Annotated in this window: 19 protein-coding genes; 5 read left to right on the plus strand and 14 right to left on the minus strand. The window is 46.1% G+C overall.

Annotated features, from left to right (window positions below; genetic code table 11):
* Positions 1 to 62 precede the first annotated feature (62 nt).
* The 7 genes from MOX91_RS04060 to ilvE form a co-directional block, all read right to left on the minus strand.
* Positions 63 to 734 carry a TrmH family RNA methyltransferase gene (locus MOX91_RS04060; RefSeq protein WP_370396801.1) on the minus strand — a complete coding sequence of 224 codons (672 nt, stop codon included), beginning with the start codon at positions 732 to 734 and terminating at the stop codon, positions 63 to 65.
* Positions 731 to 1753: a tRNA-dihydrouridine synthase family protein gene (locus MOX91_RS04065; RefSeq protein WP_370396802.1), complete on the minus strand. Its 1023-nt coding sequence runs from the start codon at positions 1751 to 1753 to the stop codon at positions 731 to 733. The genes MOX91_RS04060 and MOX91_RS04065 overlap by 4 nt, the downstream gene beginning before the upstream one ends.
* Positions 1754 to 2197, minus strand: coding sequence for a bifunctional nuclease family protein (locus MOX91_RS04070; RefSeq protein WP_370396803.1), 444 nt, complete (start codon positions 2195 to 2197; stop codon positions 1754 to 1756). It abuts the gene before it with no gap.
* A gap of 68 nt (positions 2198 to 2265) precedes the next feature.
* Positions 2266 to 3378 carry a two-component system sensor histidine kinase NtrB gene (locus MOX91_RS04075; protein ID WP_370396804.1) on the minus strand — a complete coding sequence of 371 codons (1113 nt, stop codon included), beginning with the start codon at positions 3376 to 3378 and terminating at the stop codon, positions 2266 to 2268.
* A complete protein-coding gene (locus tag MOX91_RS04080) occupies positions 3375 to 5495 on the minus strand; it encodes an LptA/OstA family protein (RefSeq protein WP_370396805.1) in 2121 nt (706 codons plus the stop codon). The genes MOX91_RS04075 and MOX91_RS04080 overlap by 4 nt, the downstream gene beginning before the upstream one ends.
* Before the next feature lie 7 nt (positions 5496 to 5502).
* Entirely contained in the window at positions 5503 to 6168 is a 666-nt protein-coding gene (gene elbB / locus MOX91_RS04085) for an isoprenoid biosynthesis glyoxalase ElbB (protein WP_370396806.1), read from the minus strand.
* A gap of 189 nt (positions 6169 to 6357) precedes the next feature.
* Complete coding sequence (ilvE, locus tag MOX91_RS04090; RefSeq protein ID WP_370396807.1) at positions 6358 to 7224, minus strand: branched-chain-amino-acid transaminase; 867 nt, start codon at positions 7222 to 7224, stop codon at positions 6358 to 6360.
* Positions 7225 to 7344: 120 nt separating this feature from the next.
* On the opposite strand from ilvE, the gene MOX91_RS04095 reads away from it, so the two are divergent.
* Positions 7345 to 7743, plus strand: coding sequence for a hypothetical protein (locus MOX91_RS04095; RefSeq protein ID WP_370396808.1), 399 nt, complete (start codon positions 7345 to 7347; stop codon positions 7741 to 7743).
* Positions 7744 to 7902: 159 nt separating this feature from the next.
* Here MOX91_RS04095 and MOX91_RS04100 read toward each other — a convergent pair whose 3' ends face one another.
* A complete protein-coding gene (locus MOX91_RS04100) occupies positions 7903 to 9108 on the minus strand; it encodes an MFS transporter (RefSeq protein ID WP_370396809.1) in 1206 nt (401 codons plus the stop codon).
* Positions 9109 to 9212: 104 nt separating this feature from the next.
* Here MOX91_RS04100 and MOX91_RS04105 point away from each other — a divergent pair, with 104 nt between their 5' ends.
* Positions 9213 to 10472: an argininosuccinate synthase gene (locus MOX91_RS04105; protein ID WP_370396810.1), complete on the plus strand. Its 1260-nt coding sequence runs from the start codon at positions 9213 to 9215 to the stop codon at positions 10470 to 10472.
* Positions 10473 to 10587: 115 nt separating this feature from the next.
* On the plus strand, positions 10588 to 12261 hold the full coding sequence (gene leuA, locus MOX91_RS04110; RefSeq protein WP_370396811.1) for a 2-isopropylmalate synthase: 1674 nt from the start codon (positions 10588 to 10590) through the stop codon (positions 12259 to 12261).
* Positions 12262 to 12313: 52 nt separating this feature from the next.
* On the opposite strand, the gene MOX91_RS04115 is transcribed toward leuA, so the two are convergent.
* Positions 12314 to 13513, minus strand: a complete 1200-nt coding sequence (locus tag MOX91_RS04115; RefSeq protein ID WP_370396812.1) for an OmpP1/FadL family transporter — start codon at positions 13511 to 13513, stop codon at positions 12314 to 12316.
* Between the two features lie 134 nt (positions 13514 to 13647).
* On the opposite strand from MOX91_RS04115, the gene MOX91_RS04120 reads away from it, so the two are divergent.
* Complete coding sequence (locus MOX91_RS04120; protein ID WP_370396813.1) at positions 13648 to 14232, plus strand: TetR family transcriptional regulator; 585 nt, start codon at positions 13648 to 13650, stop codon at positions 14230 to 14232.
* On the opposite strand, the gene MOX91_RS04125 is transcribed toward MOX91_RS04120, so the two are convergent.
* On the minus strand, positions 14229 to 14627 hold the full coding sequence (locus MOX91_RS04125) for a YraN family protein (RefSeq protein ID WP_370396814.1): 399 nt from the start codon (positions 14625 to 14627) through the stop codon (positions 14229 to 14231). The two genes, MOX91_RS04120 and MOX91_RS04125, sit on opposite strands and share 4 nt — an antisense overlap.
* Positions 14628 to 14719: 92 nt before the next feature.
* On the opposite strand from MOX91_RS04125, the gene alr reads away from it, so the two are divergent.
* The gene (gene alr, locus MOX91_RS04130; protein ID WP_370396815.1) at positions 14720 to 15799 is read left to right on the plus strand and encodes an alanine racemase; all 1080 of its coding nucleotides are present in this window, start codon (positions 14720 to 14722) and stop codon (positions 15797 to 15799) included.
* Between the two features lie 80 nt (positions 15800 to 15879).
* On the opposite strand, the gene MOX91_RS04135 is transcribed toward alr, so the two are convergent.
* The 4 genes from MOX91_RS04135 to MOX91_RS04150 form a co-directional block, all read right to left on the minus strand.
* Complete coding sequence (locus MOX91_RS04135; protein WP_370396816.1) at positions 15880 to 17283, minus strand: NAD(P)(+) transhydrogenase (Re/Si-specific) subunit beta; 1404 nt, start codon at positions 17281 to 17283, stop codon at positions 15880 to 15882.
* A 1-nt stretch (position 17284) separates the two neighbouring features.
* On the minus strand, positions 17285 to 17575 hold the full coding sequence (locus MOX91_RS04140; protein WP_370396817.1) for an NAD(P) transhydrogenase subunit alpha part 2: 291 nt from the start codon (positions 17573 to 17575) through the stop codon (positions 17285 to 17287).
* A 24-nt stretch (positions 17576 to 17599) separates the two neighbouring features.
* Entirely contained in the window at positions 17600 to 18718 is a 1119-nt protein-coding gene (locus MOX91_RS04145) for a Re/Si-specific NAD(P)(+) transhydrogenase subunit alpha (protein WP_370396818.1), read from the minus strand.
* A gap of 154 nt (positions 18719 to 18872) precedes the next feature.
* The gene (locus MOX91_RS04150) at positions 18873 to 20999 is read right to left on the minus strand and encodes a PEP-CTERM sorting domain-containing protein (protein WP_370396819.1); all 2127 of its coding nucleotides are present in this window, start codon (positions 20997 to 20999) and stop codon (positions 18873 to 18875) included.
* Positions 21000 to 21037 lie beyond the last annotated feature (38 nt).

The raw sequence follows: 21037 nt of genomic DNA on the forward strand, positions 1-21037 counted from the left end.
ATTTTACCGAAAAATTTTTATGGCGCAAATTTACTTTGGATTTTTTTGATACTGTTGAAGTTTTACAGGCTTAGCCAGCGCAAAAGCAATTCCTGCTTTTCCTTTTCGCCCATCTTCCAGTCGTCGTTTAGCGCGCGCATTTTCTTTGAGAGCTGTGATATGCAAAGCGCGGCAAAGACCGACAAATTGAAGCTCTGCGCAAAGCCGAGCATGTCGGTTTTAAAAGTTATGTCGGCGTTTTCAAGCGCGGTTTTGCTAAGCCCGGTAAGCTCCGTTCCTATCATGATTGCAAGGGGCTTTTCAACGGGAAGTTCGCAGACGTCAACGGGATTTGCGTCCAAGCTTGAAGCCGCGACGACATATCCTTTCGCTTTCAAGTCCGAAATCGCCTTGATTGTGTTTGCCTTGTCGAATTCGTTGGGCTCCCTGTTGCGGGCGGCAAATGCCGTTGTGCATGTGGGGGACTTGTATTTAAAAATATCCATCCACTTCGAGACGCCCATATCGACGTTGTGGCTTATTTTCATCGGATAGCGGTTTTCTATAACGTACGCGCTTTGAAGCCCGAATGCGTCGCAACTGCGCAAAACCGCCGCTGCGTTGTGTGGCTGGTAAATGTCCTCCAAAACCACGGTTAGCTTGAGAGTGCGGTATTCGAGGGCTCTCAGCATTTTTGCGTATCTTTCGGGAGTGATTTGTTGGGACAGTTTTTCGATTTTTTCAGACGGAGTCATAGTTCGTGGTTCGGGCGCGGACAGAGGTTTGGGTATGGTTCGGGCGCGAAAGGCTTTGAGGGATTTTCAAGAAGATGCTTTTTACAGCACTCCATGAGGGCGTCGATGCCGCGCGCATGGCGCATTTCCCTCAAAAAATTTCCGCCTTCGTCAACGCCGAGCGCGATGAAATTTAAAAATTTTTTCATTCTGCCGTCCGCATACCGTATTTGCGGATTTTTCATTATGATTTTGTTGCGGATTTTTTCAACGTATTCGTAAACATCAAGAAGCGTCGGCTCGAACATTTTTTCGCCGTGTTTAAGCTCTTTTATCTGGCGGAAAATCCACGGGTTGCGTATCGCGTGCCTGCCTATCATCACTCCTTTTGCGCCCGTAAATTCGGCAACTTGCAGGGCTTTTTTTGCCGTCGTCAAATCTCCGTTTGCGATTATCGGGACATTGCAAAGAGACGCGGCTTTTTTTATCGCCCCGTAATCGACTTTTCCGCGGTAAAGCTGTTTTACGGTTCTGCCGTGGATTGTGGCGAAATTTATGCCGCTTTCGTTTAGTATGCCTATTATCTCTTCAAGATGGTCTTGGCTTTCAAAGCCGAGGCGCATTTTTACGCTCAAACTTTTATCCCAGTTTTCGCGCATTACATTTAATATGGAGCGGATTTTTTTCGGCTCTTTCAAAAGTCCACCGCCGACGTTTTTTCTGTAAACTTTCGGGGCGGGGCAGCCGATGTTTAAATCGAGGTATTCTATTTGCGGATATTTTTTGAGGAGGTTTATGGAGCGCGCTATATGAAATTCGTCTTCGCCGATGAACTGCGCCGAAACTGCAATTTCGTTCGGTCTTGAAAGCACGGTTCTAAGCACGTTTTTTTCGAGCGTCGAAAATTCATGCACGCGGAAGTATTCGGCGATGAAGAAATCGGGCGCGCCGCATTCGGCTATTACCGACATAAAATCCGCGTCCGTGACGTCCTGCATGGGAGCCAAGACACTTATTGGCTGATTGTCGAAAAGAGGCATTCAGATTAAGTTTTTGCCTTGCAGCTCTTCAAGGACTTCGCTCGAATCCTCCACATTGTTTAGCACGCAGTCCAGAACGTAAACGGGGGCTTTTTGGCGTATTGCAAGGGTGAGGGAATCGCTCGGGCGGCAATCTATTTCCAAAATTTTTTCGCCCAGCTCGTTTTTCATTACGAGGGTCATTTTTGCGAAGAATGTGCCTTCGCATTCCTTGTAAATCACAACATCTTTAATTTTGCATTCCGCGCCGTCCAAAATGTAGGAAATCAGTTCGTGCGTCAGCGGGCGTTCGCCTGCGATATTGTTCAAGGCGCGCATAACCGCGCCGCCGCCCGATTTGTCCATGTAAATCACAAATGTCTTCGAGGCGCACTTTATGAAAGTGGCGTATCCGAAAGGCGAAGGATATGCGAGTACGACTTCGGCTTTTTCAATTTTGTTCATTTCTTGTTTTGTCAGATTAGTGTTTGTTTTTAAATATTTATCGTAATGGGATAGGGCTTTTTAAGGGATTATTCCGCCATTATTTCTCTTATGCGCTTGTCCTTTCGCGGGAATGAAAGCATAATGGTCGTGCCTTCGTCCTTGCGGCTGTCTATGCCGATTGACCCTCCGTGCGATTTCACTATTTCAGAGGCAATCATCATTCCAAGCCCGTGCCCGTCGGTTTTTGTTGTGAAATAAGGCTCAAATATGCGCGTGATTTCGTCCTGGTCTATGCCGCATCCGTTGTCGGAAATTGAGATTTTTACGAAATTATCGTCAAAACTTGTTCCGATTTTTATTATGCCCCCCAAGTCCATCGCTTCCATCGCATTTTTTATGAGGTTGAAATAGAGCTGCTTTAAGAGGTTTGTGTCGCCGAGGATTGATGGAAGGGAATTTTCCGTATTTATTTCAATTTTAATGTTTAGGTCTTGAAGCTCGTTTTGCAGAAATTTCAGAGTTTCGGCAAGGGGGGCGAGGGGATTTATTTCAGCAAAATCGGGTCGCGCGGGGCGCAGGGCTTTTAAGAAGTGCTTTATTATTCCGTCGAGCCTCGAAACCTCTTTCGAGCATATTTCAACCGATTCTTTCAGCCTTGAAAGGCTTGGGCTCTGTTCCATTTTCGCAATTGTTTTTAGCGCGAGTTGCAGATGTATTGAAATCGAGTTTATGGGGTTTCCCAGCTCGTGGGCTACGCCCGAGGCAAGCTTTAAAACTGAAGCGATTTTTTCGCTTTCGATTTTGTCTCTTGCGGAAATCCTTTCGTTTGTGAGGTCGGAAATTATTATTGCCGCCTCTTCTTTTTCGCCGTCAACGGGCGTCATGAAAACTTTGATGAAGCGGTGCTCCGGATAGGCTATTTCAAATTCCCTTTGTGAGGCTGTTCCGCCGCACACCAAGCGGAGTTCTACAGAGTCTATTTGCGGAAGAATTTTTGAAAGCGTCAAAATTTGTCCGTCTTCGGCAAAGCCCAAAATGTTTTTTGCGGCGGCGTTTGCATAGAGTATGTTCCCGCCCGCGTCCGTTAAAATTATGCCTTCCTTGATTGAGCGGAATATGCCTTCAATGCGCGAGGCTTCGCGCGAAAGCCTTTTGTTTGCGCGTATTATTTTGGCTATTTTGTCCTCTTTGAAGTTCATTTGCTTGTACCTATCGGAGGCAGTTTTATGCGCGGGTTTTCTATTGAAATATTCTGCTTGCCCCTCGTGTATGTCATTTTTGTTCCCGAGGCGCGGCTTCCGTCCTCGTTTTGAACGATGGGGTTTTCGGTGAGGACAACGGTTTCACGCGCGGGGTTTATGTCGGCGCGCCCTGCGTTTGCAAGCTTTTTGCCCTGCGAGATTTTCAGGTTTCCGATAAGCGATATTTGCGCGATTTGCAACTTGCCGAACTTGTCCGGAGTTATCGCGACTTCTATTCTGTCGCAATTTGCCCCGAAGTCGGTGCCGCTTATTATGACGTTCCCCTCAAATATGTAAGTATCGTTTGATTTTCCCGAAACGTATGACTGCTTGTCGCTTGTGATTTGGGTTTTTTGGATTTTCGCGTCTTTTGACATTTGAGCAAAGCCTATGTTTCCGATTTCGGGCAAAATCATTTTCGGGCGGAATTGCGGCTTTTCGCTGTCTGTCAAGAATTCCATGAAGCGGTGTTCCGTCTTTTTGCCTTGGCTTTCTATTTCCACCTTCGGATAAATTTTTGCGATTTGCGCCGTGGCGTTCGAGCCGTTTTGAGAAACGACGACATCGCCGAACGCTTCGATTTTCTTTACTTGGCTTTTGCCTTTTACGCTGTCTTCTTGCGCGAATACATCGACGAAATTGCATTTTGCCAAAATGTCTTCCGAAGACACTTCAACGTCCCTTGCAAATCTTAGCAAAACATTTTTTTCTTTCCATTCCGCCATGAGAGAGCGCGATTTGATGCGCGTTTTTTTTACGGACTTTTTAGGAAGCCCCAAGTTTCCCGCCTGTGCAATGTCAACTGAAACGAAGGAATTTTCTTTGGAGCGGTCGCCGAAAGCTGTAGCGCGGTTGTCTTCTTTTGTGAGGACGATTTCGTAGGCTTTCAATGTTATGCCCTTGTTGCGGTCGGAAAGACGCGCGTTTTGTTCGAGCCAGATTTCCTCTTTTTGCGGGTAAATTTCTATGATGTTGGAATTTGCCCTGCGCGCGTCTTTTACAAATTCGACGCTTCCTTTGCCGACGATTTTAGAAATTGCGTATTTCCCGCTTTTTGAGCCTTTGTCGGAATAAGCTTTGATTTCATCTGCGAAAGCTTCAAATTCGGGATTTTCGATATGGACTTTGCCTGAGAAGAAGAAGAGGTTTTTGTCTTCCAAGCTTACCATCTTTATTGAGTTTGCGTATATGGTTGTGGTTTGCTTTTTGCCGTTTTCATTGCTTATTATGCGCGCTTTTGCCCTTGTTTTTTTATCGGGAGAGGATAGGGCGACGGCGGTTGAATCGTCTTTCGTAAATTCGATTTTGTATCCCTCGACGGAAGCTCCGCTTGTTATGTCTCTTATTTTTGGCGAGCCGCTTAGAAAGAGCCTGCCTTCATTTGGTATTAAAGTTGCTTCGCCTGCGTTTGCCAAAATGCGGTCGTGCGATATAACTACGTCTTTCTTTGCGCGGACTTCTTTAAGAGATTCTATTCTTCCGCCCGAAGATTTTTTTGGGGATTCCGTTTCAAGCTCTTCGCATGAAATCTGAAATTCGTCGTTTGAAACGCGCACGTTTTTATAGAAAGTGAAGATATTGTCGGAGCCTGTATAGGTCATTTTTGCCTCTTCGCTTTTTATTTCGAGCTTGTCTATGATTTCGTCTTTTTGCGATTCAAAGTTGACTTTAACGCTTTTAAAAAGCTCCACGAAACGCTTGTCGCCATTCCAGAGCCAGTCGTCGCCGACAAGCACGAAGCCTTCTCCCGTGACCGTCAGTTCCGACGCGCTTTTTGCGGTCTTTTCAGTCGCGGAGACTTCGGCGTAGTCGGTTATGAATGTCGCCATTTTGAGTGCCGTTTTTTTGCCGTCAAACATGTCGAGCTTCATGTCGAAGACGTCGATTTTGTTTTCATTAAAATACTTTGCCTTCTTTCCGAAAAGCTCCCATTCCTTGTAGCCCGATTTTTTGTCGAAGCTCGGAAGTTCGAAGTTTGCGACGTCTCCCGGAATCATTTTTGACGATTCCGCGGGTTTTTCCGCAAAGGAGATTTGCGCCAAAAGCGCGGTAAAAATTAAGGCGTAAAATTTCATTTTAGTATTATTTCAGCATTTCACGCGCCATTTTGCCTATGCCTTCGAGGACATCGAGCGGACTTTGGGCAAGCATGTAGGCGGGCGTCGAATAGACTTCGAAATCGGGGTCTTTGACAAAGTTTTTGGCGTCGCATATTTTATGTTTTGCGCCTGTTTTTTCAATAAGTTCGGCAGTCTGCAAGTCGGAGCCGATTGTAAGTGTTGCCCCGAATTTGCCGAGAGCGACCGCTCCGACGCTCGCAGGCGATATGCAAACAAAGCCGAGCGGCTTTTTTAGCTCGAACATTTTTAAGACCGCGCGCTTTACATCGGCGTTCAACGAAGCGTTTGCGCCTTTAAAGGCAAAGTCGGAAAGGTTTTTTGCCGCTCCGAAGCCTCCGACAAAAATTGCGGCGTCAACGTCGTTTGCGTCAAAATCTTTCAAGTCTGAAATTTCACCCCTCGCAATCCTTGCGGATTCTTTAAGGACGTTTCGGCTTTCACTTTCGATTTCTCCGCTTAAATGGTTTATTGTGTGCGCTTGTTCGATGTTCGGGGCGAAGAACACGGGCTTTGCCCCCGCTTGGCAGACGCCGAAAATTGTCGCAACCGCTTCTGTTATTTCAGAACCGTCAAAGACTCCGCATCCCGATAAAATTATTGCGGCTTTTTTTTTGCTTTTCTGGGGCATATTCGTTCTCTTTCGTAAATTTTTATTTTCTTTTATCTTAAATATTGGCGTTTTTCGCAATTAAAAAATAAAAAAATACATTGTAAGGGACTTTAAAACTTTGAGTTCGCCTAATTCCGCGTTTGCGCAAAAAAACCCGCTTTTTAATAAAAACGGGTTTGGGATTTTATTTTTTTTGAAAGCTATTCTTTATATTCTTACGCCCTTTTCGGTTACAACCTTGTTGAATCCTTCAAGAAGCGCCTTGGTGGTTTTGCCAACCTTGCCATCGCCAATTTTGCGCGAATCAAGTTCCACAAGCGGGATTAGCTTTGCGGCAGTACCCGTAAGGAAGCATTCGTCTGCCGTCCAGATGTCGTAGCGGGTGAGGGGCTGTTCAATCATTTCATATCCCATTTCTCTTGCGACTTCCATAACCGTCTGGCGCGTCATGCCGCTTAGCGAGCCGCAAGATGTCGGCGGCGTGTAAACCTTGCCTTCAAAGACTATGAATACATTGTCTCCGCTGCATTCAGCGACATAGCCTTCGTTGTTCAAAAGCAGGCATTCCTGATAGCCCAAATTCTGCGCTTCGATTTTTGCCAAGATGTTGTTTAAGTAGTTCAAGCTCTTTACCATCGGCGGGAGGGCGGCGGAGGAGTTGCGGCGTGTCGGAACCGTGATTGCCTTCAAGCCCTTTTCGTAGAGTTCGTTCGAGTAGAGCTGGATTTGGTCGGCAATTATGATTACCTGCGGGTTTGAGCAGGAGAGGGGGGAAAGCCCCAGCGCACCCATTCCGCGCGAAACAACGAGCCTTATGTATGCGTCTGAAAGCTTGTTTTCGCGGCATGTTGCGCACACGTTTTCAATCATCTGCTCTTTCGTGTAGGGGATTTCAAGCATAATCGCCTTTGCGGAGCGGAAGAGGCGGTCGATGTGCTTGTCGAGCTTGAAAACATTGCCGGAATAGAGGCGGATACCTTCAAAGATACCGTCGCCGTATAGAAAACCGTGGTCGAAAACGGAAACTTTTGCGTCTTCTTTTTCGTAGAATTTGCCGTTGATGAATACTTTCATAATGTTAAAAAATTTTTAAAAATAGTATATCTGCGAACAGGCAAGTCAAGTTTTATGTGGCAATTATTTTGGCGTTAAAAAGCTTGAATTATTATTTTAAATATGGGAAAATATATAGATATGAAAAAGATGATTATGCTTTTTACGGCTATGCTTTGCGTATCTTTTTTCGGGTGCACCACGGGCACTACGGATTTGGGATACGAATTGGCGCAGCAAAACAAGTTCACGAAAACATTCAAGTTTGACCAAAACAAGGACAAGCTTTCCAAGGCTGTTTTGGCTGCCTTGAAAGACAGGGAATGGAAAGTGGATTCGGTCGAGCCCGAAATTAAAGCGTCGTTAAAGCATCGCGATTACGACGCCAAGCTTAAAATCGAAGTCAAAGACAACTTCATAACTTTCGATTCCGAAGGCACAACGCTGGGCGGCGAAAAATTTGTTCCCCTTCGCCTGATTGATTTCCTCAGGAAGTCGGTTGAAAAGCATTTGAAAGAAGCAAATTGTCCCGCAAAATAAAATTGAATTGCTTATTGCTCCCCGCCAAAACGGGGAGCTTTTTTTTAGTGTTTAAATGTCATCTCTCAGTCTGTTTTATTTTAAAGAAGCCGCCAAAACGGAGAGCTTTTTTATTCCCGCGAAAACAGTTTGGAATGCGGAATATTTTCTATTGCGTTTTTATTTTTTAAGCTTTTGCAAGTCGCGGACTCGCGGCAGAAAATACGCAACCATTCCGGTAAGCGGAATGAAAGAGCATAGGGCGTAAACAAAGTTTATTCCGTACAGGTCTGTCAGCTTGCCGAGTATTGCCGATGAAATTCCGCCGAATCCGAACGCAAGCCCGAAGAACATTCCAGAAACCAATCCGAGCTTTAATGGCATCATTTCCTGCGCGTAAACCAAAATGGCGGAGAATGCCGAAGACATTATAAACCCGATTATGAGGCTGAGCGCAAAAGTCCATTTCAAAGAGGCGTAGGGCATTAGAAGCGCAAAAGGAGCGGCTCCAAGAATGGAAATCCAGATGACGAGCCTTCGCCCGTATTTGTCGCCGAAAGGCCCGCCGAGCAAGGTTCCGAGCGCGCTTGCAAACAGGAAGGCAAAGAGCATGAGCTGGGAATTTTCTATGCTCATTCCGAATTTTTCCATCAAGTAAAAAGTGTAGTAATTTGAAAGGCTTGCGGTGTAGAAATTTTTTGAAAACACAAGGAACATCAGTATGGAAACAATGAATGCCACTGTTTTTTTCGGTATGTTGCGCCGAGGTTGGGCGGAAGTTGAAATATCGCTGTTTTTTGCATGGCTTATTCTTTTTGAATACCATTTGCAAACGGGCATAAGCCCGATTATAGCGGCAAACGCAAGTATTGCGAAAGAGGCTATTCTGCCCTGCCCGTAAGGGGTTATGAAGAGGGCGGCAAGCATCGGACCTAATGAATAGCCCATTGAGCCGCCTACTTGGAAAACCGACTGCGCAAGCCCGCGACGCCCCCCTGAGGCAAGCGACGTGAGCCTTGAAGCCTCGGGGTGGAGTATCGAAGAGCCCGCGCCCGAAAAGAGAACGGAAACAAGAAGCGTTTCAAAGCGCGTCGAATACGCTATACCGAGCAACCCCGCCATTGTCGAGAGCATTCCGAATGGCAAAATGTAGGCAGTCGGTTTCTTGTCCAAAAAATATCCGAAAATCGGCTGCATAATCGAAGCCGAAATCTGGTAAACGAATATGATTAGCCCGACTTGCGAGAAAGTAAGGGCTAAGTTTTCCTTCAAGAGGGGATAGACGGCGTTTATTATCGACTGCATTGTGTCGTTTAACATGTGGGCGAGGCTTAACGCCGCCAGCACGCCGAACGCGGTTTTTGATGTTTTTGTGTTTGTCGCCATTTTGGCGGACTAAAATTCGACTATTTCTCCCTTTGGGCAAGCAAAAAATTTTTGCAAAAAAAGCTTTTAAATAAAAAATAAAAGAGTAAAGTTTAAATTTTATTATGAAAGTTGTATTAGCATATTCAGGGGGCTTGGATACCTCCGTTCTTGTAAGATGGATTAAAGACCGCTTTAATGCGGAAGTAATCACTTTCGCCGCCGATGTCGGGCAGGAAGAAGAATTGAACGGCTTGGCTGAAAAGGCAAAGGCAACGGGCGCGTCCGCACACTACACTGTCGATTTGCAGGAAGAGTTTGCGCGCGATTTTATTTTCCCGATGATTAGGGCAAACGCTTTGTATGAAGGTCAGTACTATTTGGGCACTTCCATTGCAAGACCTTTGATTGCGAAGGCGCATGTAGAAGTCGCCCGCGCTGAAAACGCAACACACTTGGCGCACGGCGCAACAGGCAAGGGCAACGACCAGTGCCGCTTTGAAATTTCCTACGCTGCTTTGGCTCCCGACTTGCAGGTAATCGCCCCGTGGCGCATGGAAGAATTCCGCAAGGCGTTCCCCGGCAGAAGCGAAATGATTGAATACTGCCGCAAAAACGGAATCAACGTTTTGGCGTCCGCAAAGAAGCCGTATTCGATGGACAGAAATATGCTCCACATCTCGTATGAAGCCGGAATTTTGGAAGATCCGTGGTTCGACCCGACCGTCCCCGAAAACAAGGATATGTTCAGGCTCACGTCCGATCCTGTTGACGCCCCGAATGAACCCGAATACATCGAGCTTGATTTTGAAAACGGCGACTGCGTTGCAATAAACGGCGAAAAGATGACTCCCGCCCAGATAATGAAGAAGCTTAACGCTCTCGCGGGCAAGCACGGCATCGGTAGGGTTGACCTTGTCGAAAATCGTTTTGTCGGCATGAAGAGCCGTGGCGTGTATGAAACTCCGGGCGGCACGATTTTGATGTTCGCGCACAGGCAGGTTGAAACTCTCACTATGGACAGGGATTTGATGCACTTGCGCGATTCCCTCATGCCCAAGTATGCAGAGCTTATTTATAACGGTTTCTGGTTTGCTCCCGAACGCGAAGCTTTGCAGGCGTTTATCGACAAGAGCCAGGAAAAAGTAACAGGCACTGTCAGGGTAAAGCTTTACAAGGGCAACACAATCTGTGTTGGCAGAAAGAGCCCGTACAGCCTCTACGATGAAAACATCGCAAGCATGGAAGGCGTAAAGAGCGACTACAATCCCGACGACGCAACGGGCTTTATCCGACTTAGCTCCTTGCGACTTCGCGAACGTGCCCTAAAACAGGGCGTCTCGGAAGATGCTTTTGCAAACAAATGCAATTTGATTAAGGAATAATTTAATTAAAACATTTGCAAAACGCGCTTCCGCTTGAAGCGCGTTTTTTTTGCAATTACAGCCCAAAAGAAAGACTTGCGTTTTTTTGGCAAAATTAAAGAATGGAAATTCAAAAATGAATAATAAAAAGTACAAACTTGCAACATGGGTCAGCCTGCCCGACAGACAGTGGCCCAATAAGGTGATAGAAAAAGCTCCCATATGGTGCAGCGTCGATTTGCGAGACGGCAACCAGGCGTTGGCAGTCCCCATGTCCATTCCCGAAAAGCTTGAGCTTTTCAACACGCTTGTAAAAATAGGCTTTAAGGAAATCGAAGTCGGTTTTCCCGCCGCGAGCGATACGGAATTTAATTTTTTGCGCAAGTTGATTGAGGAAAATTTAATTCCGCAGGATGTTTGCGTGCAGGTTCTCACCCAGAGCAGAGAGCCTCTCATACGAAAGACGTTTGAGGCGTTAAAGGGCGTTAAAAGCGCGATAGTGCATCTTTACAATTCAACTTCTCCTCGCCAGCGCAAAATCACATTCAACAAGTCCCGCGATGAAATCAAGCAGATTGCCATAGACGGGGCGAAGCTTGTGCGCAAGTTTGCAGACGATGCGGAGGCTGACGGCTCGCACATACGCATGGAGTATTCTCCCGAAAGCTTCAGCGACACCGAGCTTGATTACGCGCTTGAAATTTGCGAGGCGGTTAAGGAAATTTGGAAGCCGACGGTGGAAAACAAAATTATAATAAATTTGCCCGAAACCGTCCAATACACAACTCCAAACATTCATGCCGACCAAATAGAATGGATGTCGCGCAATATTTCTGAGCGCGAAAAGGTGCTTATAAGCCTGCATACGCACAATGACCGCGGCACGGGAGTTGCCGCAACCGAGCTTGGTCTGATGGCGGGGGCCGACAGGGTTGAAGGCACTCTGTTTGGCAACGGCGAGCGCACGGGCAATTTGGACGTAGTAACGGTTGCGCTGAATATGCTTGCGCAGGGTGTCGAGCCTAATTTGGATTTTTCGCACCTTCCCGAAATCCGCTCTATATACGAAAGATGCACGCATATGGAAGTCCCGCCGCGCCAGCCATACGCGGGAGATTTAGTGTTCACTGCGTTCAGCGGCTCTCACCAGGACGCGATTAAAAAGGGTATGGATATTCGCAGAAAGTCCGAATGCGGCGATGTTTGGGAAGTTCCGTATCTTTTAATCGACCCCGAGGATATCGGCAGGGACTACGAGGCGATTATCCGCATAAACTCCCAAAGCGGCAAGGGCGGCGTTGCCTATGTCTTGGAAACAGAATACGGGTATGACATTCCAAAAGCCATGCACCCCGAAGTCGGCAACTTCATAAACGATACTGCCGACAGGCTTGGCAAGGAGCTTTCACCCGAAGAAATTTTACATCTCTTTAAGGATGAGTTTGTAAACCGCGTGGATTTGCTTAAAATAAATTCCTATAAGATTAGCTACGGCGAAAATTCCGAAGACGTTTCAATTTCCGCAAAAGTTTCTTACAAGGGCGCGGATATGGAAATCTCGGCAAAGGGCAACGGACCTATAAATGCTTTCGTAAACGCTTTGGAAATTGCGGGGCTTAAAAACTTCAAGATTGCCGACTACCGCTCGCACGCAATAGGCAGCGGTTCTGCAAGCGATTCAGCCGCTTACATAAGCTTGATAAACCCCGAAACATCCATAACGACATGGGGCGCGGGCGTAGATTCAAACATTGAATATGCGGGGCTTAAAGCATTGGTTTCCGCTTATAACCGCTACAATAAAGCTTAAAAATACAATAAAAAAACCGAGAAAAATTTTTCTCGGTTTTTTTTGCGGATAGTTAAAATTCGTATGTTATTTGCGCTGATATAACGTGTATATGTCCGTAATAATGTCCGTTTACACCGCCTTTGTTTATGTCCGTATTGCCGACAACCATAATATAAGAGTAGCCTGCGTCAAAAGTAAACGCGCCGTATTTATAGCCTGCTCCCGTTGAAAACCATACGCGGTCGCCGCAAGGTATGCGCACTGTGCGATTTACGGTTTTTACGGGGCTTTCATCGAATGCCGAACCTATGCGCAATGTCAGGTTTTCGTCAAATTTCGGATAGTAATGCAAGCCAAGCGAAATTCTTGAAGTGTCTTTCCAGTCTTCTTTTTCACTGAACGGAGCGGCAAGCCCTGAAACTTTAAGCTCGTCAAACGACGACCACATTGTGTAAGTGTAGTCTGCCATGATTGCAAATCTGTCAAATAAATCCGGCAGCCGTTGGTAAACTCCCACCGTGAAAGTATGCGGTATGTCAACTTCCGCTTCGATGTCCGGATTACCCAATATCGGCGCGTATGCGCTTTTGCTGTGGGCGTCTCCTGAAAATTCGTGGTGGACAGAGCTGCGCCACGAAAAGCCTATTCTGCCTTCATCGGCATATTGAATTGTAATGCCGATGTTTCCGCCAATGCCCCAGCTGTCGCCTGACATTTTTTCATAAGGCGCGTTTTGGGTAAGTTTTACATAGGCAAATTGCGCGCTTAATCCTCCGCTGACAGAAAGCCAGTCTGTAATTTTTAAACTGACAGACGGGTTGAAGTCGGCTGTCATGAGATAAGAGTGTATGCCTTGCGCGTTGCCTTGCCAATTTTTGTCATATTTGGACTCCAAGCCGTATGGCGCGGTAATTGACATGGAAGCCGTAATTCTGTCATTGAATTTATGGGCTGCAAAAAAGTTGGGAACATATGAATTTACGGCGCAGTCGGCAACTCTTCCATCGTTTCCCTTGTACGCGAGCGTAGGCAAAACGGCGGCTCCGCTTATAGAAATAACCGTGTTTTTATCGCCTTTATTTAAGAAAGACAAAGCGGAAGGGTTGGCAAATGCCGCAGTAGCGTCATTGTTTGCGTTTGTAACCGCGCCGGCCATTGCCGTACCCATATTGGACGCTCCTTGTTCTTGTATTTGAAAGCCCGCGCCGGACGAATAAAGGGCGGGTGCCAATAATAGGGCTGTTAAAGAGATTTTCTTTGAGAGTTTCATAATAAAAAAATATTCGAATAAATAAAATTGAACATTTGTTCAATGTCAATAAAAAATTGAACATTTGTTCAAAAGTTTGAAAATCCGAATTATTTTACTTGCCCAAATTGTTGTAAAATACAGTATTTATAATTGTGAAAATTACGCGTGAAAAGATATTGGAAGCCGCATTCTTCCTGATGGTGGAGACGGGGTATGACGATATAAGCATAGGCGATATTCAAAAGTTTTTGGGAATATCGCGCGGACTTTTGTACTTCTATTTTAAAAACAAGGAAGATTTGGTATTTCATGCTTGCAGGCATTTTTTCTTTGACGGCTATTTGACTGATATTGATTTGGAGAATATAACGCTCAAAGATTTTCTTATACACGTCGTAAAAGTTGAAGACGAGCTTTTGAGGTGCGGCGAGCATACTATTGATATTTTGCGCTATAACATAGTGTATTCTCGGGCAATTTTGCGCGATGAGCGTTTCAAAAAGTACTCCATCGAAGAATTTACAAAAGCTATGATGGTGATACGCAATGCAAAATTAAGGGGCGAGATTAAAGATTTATCCGAAAAATTTGTGGGAGCCACGCTTCTTTCCATATTGGGGCGCACAACTTACATCACAAAAACTCCCAACGGCGATTATGTAAAAAAGCGCATTGTTGAGGACATTTGGAATTTTTACAATCTAATAAAAAGTGATAAAACTCCAAATGCTTATTAGCGGGTTTCGTAAAGAGAAATGTCGGTAAATTCGCCTTTTTCGTTATGGATTACTTCTACTACCGAAAATCTGAAATTTTGGTTAAACGCCCTGTTTTCGCGTAAAAACTCTTTTGCGCATTTGCGGAGATTTTCGGTTTTCTTTTTTGAAGTTGCGCTGTAATAGCCGCGCACTTTCGCGTAGTAAGGGCGGCATTTAACTTCGACAAAAACTATGGAATTTGAAAATTTGTCGAAACAGATTATGTCAGTTTCAAGATGTTTGTGGCGGTAGTTTCGCTGAAGTATTTTGAATTTCTTTTCTTTTTTCAGAAATTTTGCGGCGGCGGTTTCAGCCCTGTATCCCAAGCTGTTCCTGCGCCTTAAAAATTTCAAAACAAATTCAAAAAATTTCATGGAAAAAATATTGGCTTAAAATCTTCAAGTTTCAATTTTTTTATTGCGCGGAAGGCGGGCGCGGGTCTATCTTTTTTAAGTTTTTGCATTAGATGAATACCGCTTTGAACAGGTCTTGGATAGAAATAAATTTGGGCGCGCTCGAAAATAACGTGCGCAAGATAAAAGCCGCGCTACCGAAAGGCACGGTTTACATCGCCGTTGTCAAGGCGGACGCTTATGGGCATTCATTGCCGCGCTCAGTGGTAAGATTTTTGAAGGGCGGGGCTGATATGTTTGCGGTCGCCAACATGCAGGAAGTTTCGCGCATACGCGAATTGGTTTCGTCAAAGCCGGTTCTTGTTCTAAGCCCGCTTTTGCCCGACGAGCGCAGGCTCGTATTCGAGTACGGCGCAACGCCCGCAATTTCAACCCTCGAAGAGGCTTTGGATTTCAACTCTCTTGCCCGCGAACGGGGCAGGATTTTGGATTTGCATGTGAAAATCGACACGGGAATGGGGCGTTTCGGCGTTTGGCATGAAAAGGCGGTCGAATTTTTAAGGGAAGTTAGCAAGTTTTCAAATTTGCGGATTTCAGGAGTCTTTACGCATTTGTCGTCGGCAGACTGCGATGAGAGTTATACGCATATGCAGATGCGGAATTTTACGCGGGTTGTGGAAGAATTCGGGGCGAAAAATATTCTAATCCACCTTCACGCGTCTGCGGGGCTGAACTACATAAAAGACGGCGCGCCTTTCAACGCTGTCAGGGTAGGGCTGTTGCAGTACGGAATAAGCCCTTTCGGAGGCAGATGTAAAACCATTGCCGACGTCGAGCCTGTTATGTCGTTTAAGGCGCGCATAGCGTCAATCAGCCGTAACGAAAAAAGGATTATCGCAACCGTAAGCGCGGGATTTGCCGACGGAGTTCCGTCGAATTTTTCAAAAAACGCTTGCGTGCTTGTCAGAGGCAAAAAATGCCCGATATTGGGCGGAGTGAGCCTCGACGAAACTTTGGTTGACATCGCAAACGCTTCCGAGGCAGAACAGGGAGACGAAGTCGTGTTTATCGGAAAGCAGGGCGGAGAGTGCATAGATTTACCCCTGTACAGCCATTGGACTCGCCGCATACCTTGGGAAACAATGGTTGCAATCCCCCGCCGCGTCGCCCGCGAAGTAGTTAATGTAAAATAAGTGTTCTTGCTATACCTTATTAAGGCGCAAAAAAAGCGGCGTTTGATTGCGCCGCTTTTTGGTTTTTTATGCTTTATTTATTAAGCTTGTTTGAATTTTGAAACAAGGTCGGTTATCGTTCCTTTTGCGTCCCCGTAAATCATTCGGGTGTTCTCCGCAAAGAAGAGCGAGTTTACCAAGCCCGAGAAGCCCGCGCCTTGTCCGCGCTTTAAGCAGAACACGCTCTTTGCCTTGTATGCCTCGATAATCGGCATTCCGTAAATCGGGCTCGACTTGTCTTGCGCCGCGGCGGGATTTACGACGTCGTTTGCGCCTATAACGATGGCGACGTCAACATTTTCCATAATCGGGTTTACGTCCTGCATTTCGCAAAGCTGTTCGTAAGGAACATCGGCTTCCGCCAAGAGGACGTTCATGTGCCCGGGCATTCTGCCCGCTACGGGGTGGATTGCAAAGCGCACTTCCGCGCCCTTATCTTCCAATATTGTTGCGAGTTCCTTAACTGCGTGCTGCGCTTGCGCAACTGCCATGCCGTAGCCTGGAATAAAGACAACGTTTTGCGCGGCTTCAAGAACATAGTATGCGTCGTCTGTTGAAATCGCTTTCATTTCACCTTTGACTTCGCCGCTTTTTGCCGATGTTGCGCCGAAGCCCGAGAAGAGGACGTTATATAGAGTTCTGTTCATCGCCTTGCACATAATGACAGAAAGTATTACTCCGCTTGCGCCAACCAAACAGCCCGCAACAATCAGTACGTTGTTTTGGATTACGAAGCCCGCCGCCGAAGCCGCCAAGCCCGAAAAGCTGTTTAAAAGGGAAATGACAACGGGCATATCGCCGCCACCTATTGGCATTACCGCGGCAAATCCGAGTGCAAGCGATAGAACAACTCCCGCAATCATGCATGCGTATGCGGCGTCATAGTTGCCCAAGACTATAAATGCTACTGATGAAATAAGGCAAAGCGCGGCGATTGTTGCGTTTACCGCCTTTTGTCCCGCGAATGTTTTGGCTTTGCCCGAAATCTTGCCCGAGAGCTTGCCCCATGCGTAGATTGAACCTGTGAAGGTCAATCCGCCAATCAATATTGCAAGTATTGTCGCAGTCTTGTAAAAATATGGGTTTACGGCGGGGTTTGCGCCGTTAAACTGGAAGTCTGCCCAGCCGACGAGAAGCGATGCCAAGCCACCGAATCCGTTTAAGAGCGCGACCATTTCGGGCATTGATGTCATTTTGACGTATTTTGCCATTGCCCAGCCAATTATTGCGCCAAGCGAAATTCCGCCGAAGATAAGAGCCCACATTGCAAAATCGCAATTCAAAAGTTGTCTGTCAAACAGCGTGGCGACAACAGCAATCAGCATGCTTGCCGACGATATTAGATTGCCTTTTTTAGCGGTTTCCGCCTTGCCGAGCATTTTGATGCCGAATATAAATAGGCAGGCAGAAAGAATGTAAGTTATGTTTATAAGAATTTCTCTCATCTTATTTGCCTTCCTTCTTAGTCTTGAACATGCCAAGCATTCTGTTTGTCACCAGATAGCCGCCGACAACGTTGATTGACGCAAGCACCAATGCCGCAAAACCGAGCACTGTCGCGAGGGTGTCGTTTGTGGTGCCGCCTGTTGCGATGATTGCGCCGACTATTGTGATGCCGCTGATTGCGTTTGAGCCGCTCATAAGCGGCGTATGCAACTGGCTTGGGACTTTTGCGATAAGCTCAAACCCCAAGAACGCCGCGAGCGTGAATATGAATAATAGCAATATAATTTCCATATTATTTTAATGAAATTTAAAGTTTTATTTGAAGCGTTCGTCGCGGATTTCCCCGTTTGAAGTTACGATGCAACCGTTCATAATCGGGTCTTCCAAGTTTACGGCAAAGCCCGTTTCCTTGTTTGTGAAGTGCTCTATGAAATTATAGACGTTTGCGCTGTACATCTGGCTTGCGGAAGCTGAGACATCGCTTTCAAATGTGGTGTCGCCGATAATTTTCACGCCGTTTTCGGTTTCGACGATTTCGCCGAACTTGGAGCCTGCAACGTTTCCGCCGCTTTCAGCCGCCAAGTCAACTATGACGCTGCCGCGTTTCATTGCGGCAATCATTTCTTCTGTAATGAGGCGCGGGGGCTTTCTGCCGAAGAGTTTTGCGGTTGTGATTACGATGTCTGATTGCGCACAGACTTTCGCCATCCCCTTTTGCTGAAGCTCGATTTGTTCGGGAGTAAGGGCTTTCGCATAGCCTTGTGCGGTCTGTCCCGTTTCGCCGATGTCGATTTTAACGAATTTTGCGCCCAAGCTTTTAACTTGCTCTTCCACTACAGGACGGGTGTCGAAAGCTTCAACACGCGCACCGAGACGTTTTGCGGTTGCAATCGCCTGCAAGCCCGCGACCCCGACGCCGATTACAAATACTTTAAGCGGCGAAATCGTGCCTGCGGGCGTCATCATCATCGGCATGATTTTATTTATTGTGGTTGCCGCCTTTAACACACTGTAATATCCCGCGAGGTTTGCCTGAGAGCTTAATACGTCCATTTTTTGGGCGATTGTGCTTCTTGGTATCATTTCAAAGCTTGCCGCCGTGACATTGTTGTCGGCAAAAGCCTTAATCAGCTCTTTTTCGTTAAAGGGGTCGAGAAGGCTTAAATGGAAAGAGCCTTGTTTGCGGTTTTTAATGGATTCGATTGAAGGTTTGCGCACGCACGCAACGAAGTCGGCTTGCTTTTCAAAGTCGGCTGAAACGATGTTTGCCCCTGCATTGACATAGTCGGCGTCTGCAAATCCCGCACCGGTGCCCGCGTTTGTTTCGACATTGACGCTCCAACCGAGCTTGGAAAGCTTTGCCGCATCGGAAGGAGTTATTGCCACGCGCAATTCTTTTGAGTATTTTTCAGAAGGTACAAATAAAGTCTTCATTTTGTCAAGAATGGCACAAAAAAATACTCATACAAGTTTTAATTTAAATAAAATCGAATTTATTGCGAAAAACTACATTTTTGTTATTTGTCTTTTGCGCGAAGTTTTTGCCAAAAAAAGGGAGACCGAAGCCTCCCCAAATTCGTTTATGCCTTTATTTTCTTCTTCTATACATTGCAAAAGCAAGGGCGATTGCTCCGAAGAATGCCGCAAATGTGCTTGGTTCGGGTACGTATGAGGTATATATTACCGAGAGTTCGCCGCCGTTTAGCTCAAATATCACTTCGTCGGTTTCGTCGCGCAATTTGATATTTATATTCGAGTAGTCTTCAAGCACGAGGTTGTCGCAGAAAGAAAGCCATGTGGAGCTGTCGTTTGTGTTTCTTGCATTTATAAGCTTAAAGGTTACGCCTTCTTCGTATTTTCCCAAGAGCTTGGTAAAGTCCAATTCCAATATGCCCGTGAAGTTTATGGCATTTGCATTGACGTATCCGAAGCCCGATTCGTCCGCCTGCATTCTGAGCACGCCGCCTATGGGATTTTCCGCGCTTGTGCCGTCGCCGCCCAAAATCGACATATTGTTTGAGATGTAAAATCCGTTTTGTCCGTTGGATTTTGCGCTCGATGTCGCAATGGTTATAATGCCTTGTCCGCCCGTTGAGGCTTCGTTGCCCGCGTTTAGCTGGAAGAAATATCCGAATTCGAGATTTTCGCCTTTCAAGACCAATTCTGAAACGCCAGATGCGCTTTCGTTGGTTGCGACGTTAAATCTGAGGGACTTGTCGCCGTTGCCGGGGGAAGTTCTGCCTGAAACATAGGTGTTGCCGTCGATAACCAAGCGGTTTGTCTGTGTAGAACCTTCAACTTTGGAATTTTTCATTTCGTAGTTGAAAGCCGAAACATAGTTTTGTTTTGAAACGTCGGTCGAGGTGTTTTTTATCGAGAATGTATTTGAGCCTCCCGTTGACGTGTCGCTGCCAATTGATATTGTGCTTGTTTCAACTCTTATCGAAGAGCCGTCCGCTTCAAAAATGGCATTTCCGCCTGCGCGTACTTTTGTTCCAACGTTTATTGCGCCCCCGTCATTGTAAATGGTTTCATCGCCTTCTTTTAATGCCGAAGACTGGTAAACCATAACTTGCGAATTGCTTGCAACGGATATTTTAGCCGTGCCACTTACGGCATTGGAGACGTCCGCAAGATAAATGTTATTTGCACTCAAAAGCGAATATTCGCCGACGTTTACGAAGGTATTGTATGAAGTTTCTGTGGCAGCTTCGTTGGTTGAAGTATTCAATATCAAGTTTCTTGTAATCAGCTTTGAAATATTGCCTTCCGAACCCGAAATATTTATGCCGTAATTCGCCGCCGCCTGCTTGTATGCGTCTTGACGACCGATTGCAGTTGAGCCCAAAATCATTTCAGAACCCGATTCTATGTTTACGGTAATCTTGCCGTTTTCCTTATTTGCCCATCCAATCCAGCTGTCTCCCCCGCTCGTTGCGGTAAAACCGTTTACTTCGCTGACGGCTCCCGCAGTGAATTTGGAATTATTTTTTAGTGTAATTTCTATTGGTGTATTTTCACTTGCCGCATGCCCGTATAATTGAAGCCCGCTTGCAGTTGTAGATGTTGACATGGCGGAGTTATCTAATTCAACGAAAGAGTTGCCGTTGCCGTGTATTTGCAATAGCGTTCCCGTTGCGGTTATGTCGGAGTTTTTCAAGCTTACATTTGCGGTGTGCCACAAATTTAGCCCGCCTTTCATAGAGGAGTACTGCATGTCGAGGTTTGAGAACCAAAACCTTACTGAATTGCCGACTCCATAATTTAAAGCGGAGCCGTTTTTAAGATTTACAGTTGCAAAATATAAATCATTTTCTTGTCCGCCGTATCTTCCGTCTGATATTTGTCGTGATGAGAGGTTTAGCGAAGCGTTATCTAAATTTGCGGTTGTGTATTGGTTGAAAACCGCCCACTTGTAAGTCAAATTAACATCCGTAAAATTAAATACTTTGCCATAGGCTCCAAATTCAACTGATGTGCTTTCAAGAGGCGCGCCCGCTAAATCGGGAGCTTCCAACAATGCGCTTGATGTTTTGTCGGTATAATTATATTTAACAAAATACGTCCACGGGTTGTCAGCCCAGGTTGAGGGGTCGTAAGTTGCGCTTTCCTGAATTCTCGCGTAGACAAGGGTTGACTCTATTTCCTTGCCTTCGTCAGCATCAGGGTATGTTCCCGTTTGGGCGGCTGCAAGCATCGGGGCAAGCCCTGACAAAGCAAGCGCGAATATTTTTTTCAGCAGTATATTTTGGA

It is taken from the genome of Intestinicryptomonas porci (assembly GCF_033971905.1).
Lineage (GTDB): Bacteria > Verrucomicrobiota > Verrucomicrobiia > Opitutales > Intestinicryptomonadaceae > Intestinicryptomonas > Intestinicryptomonas porci.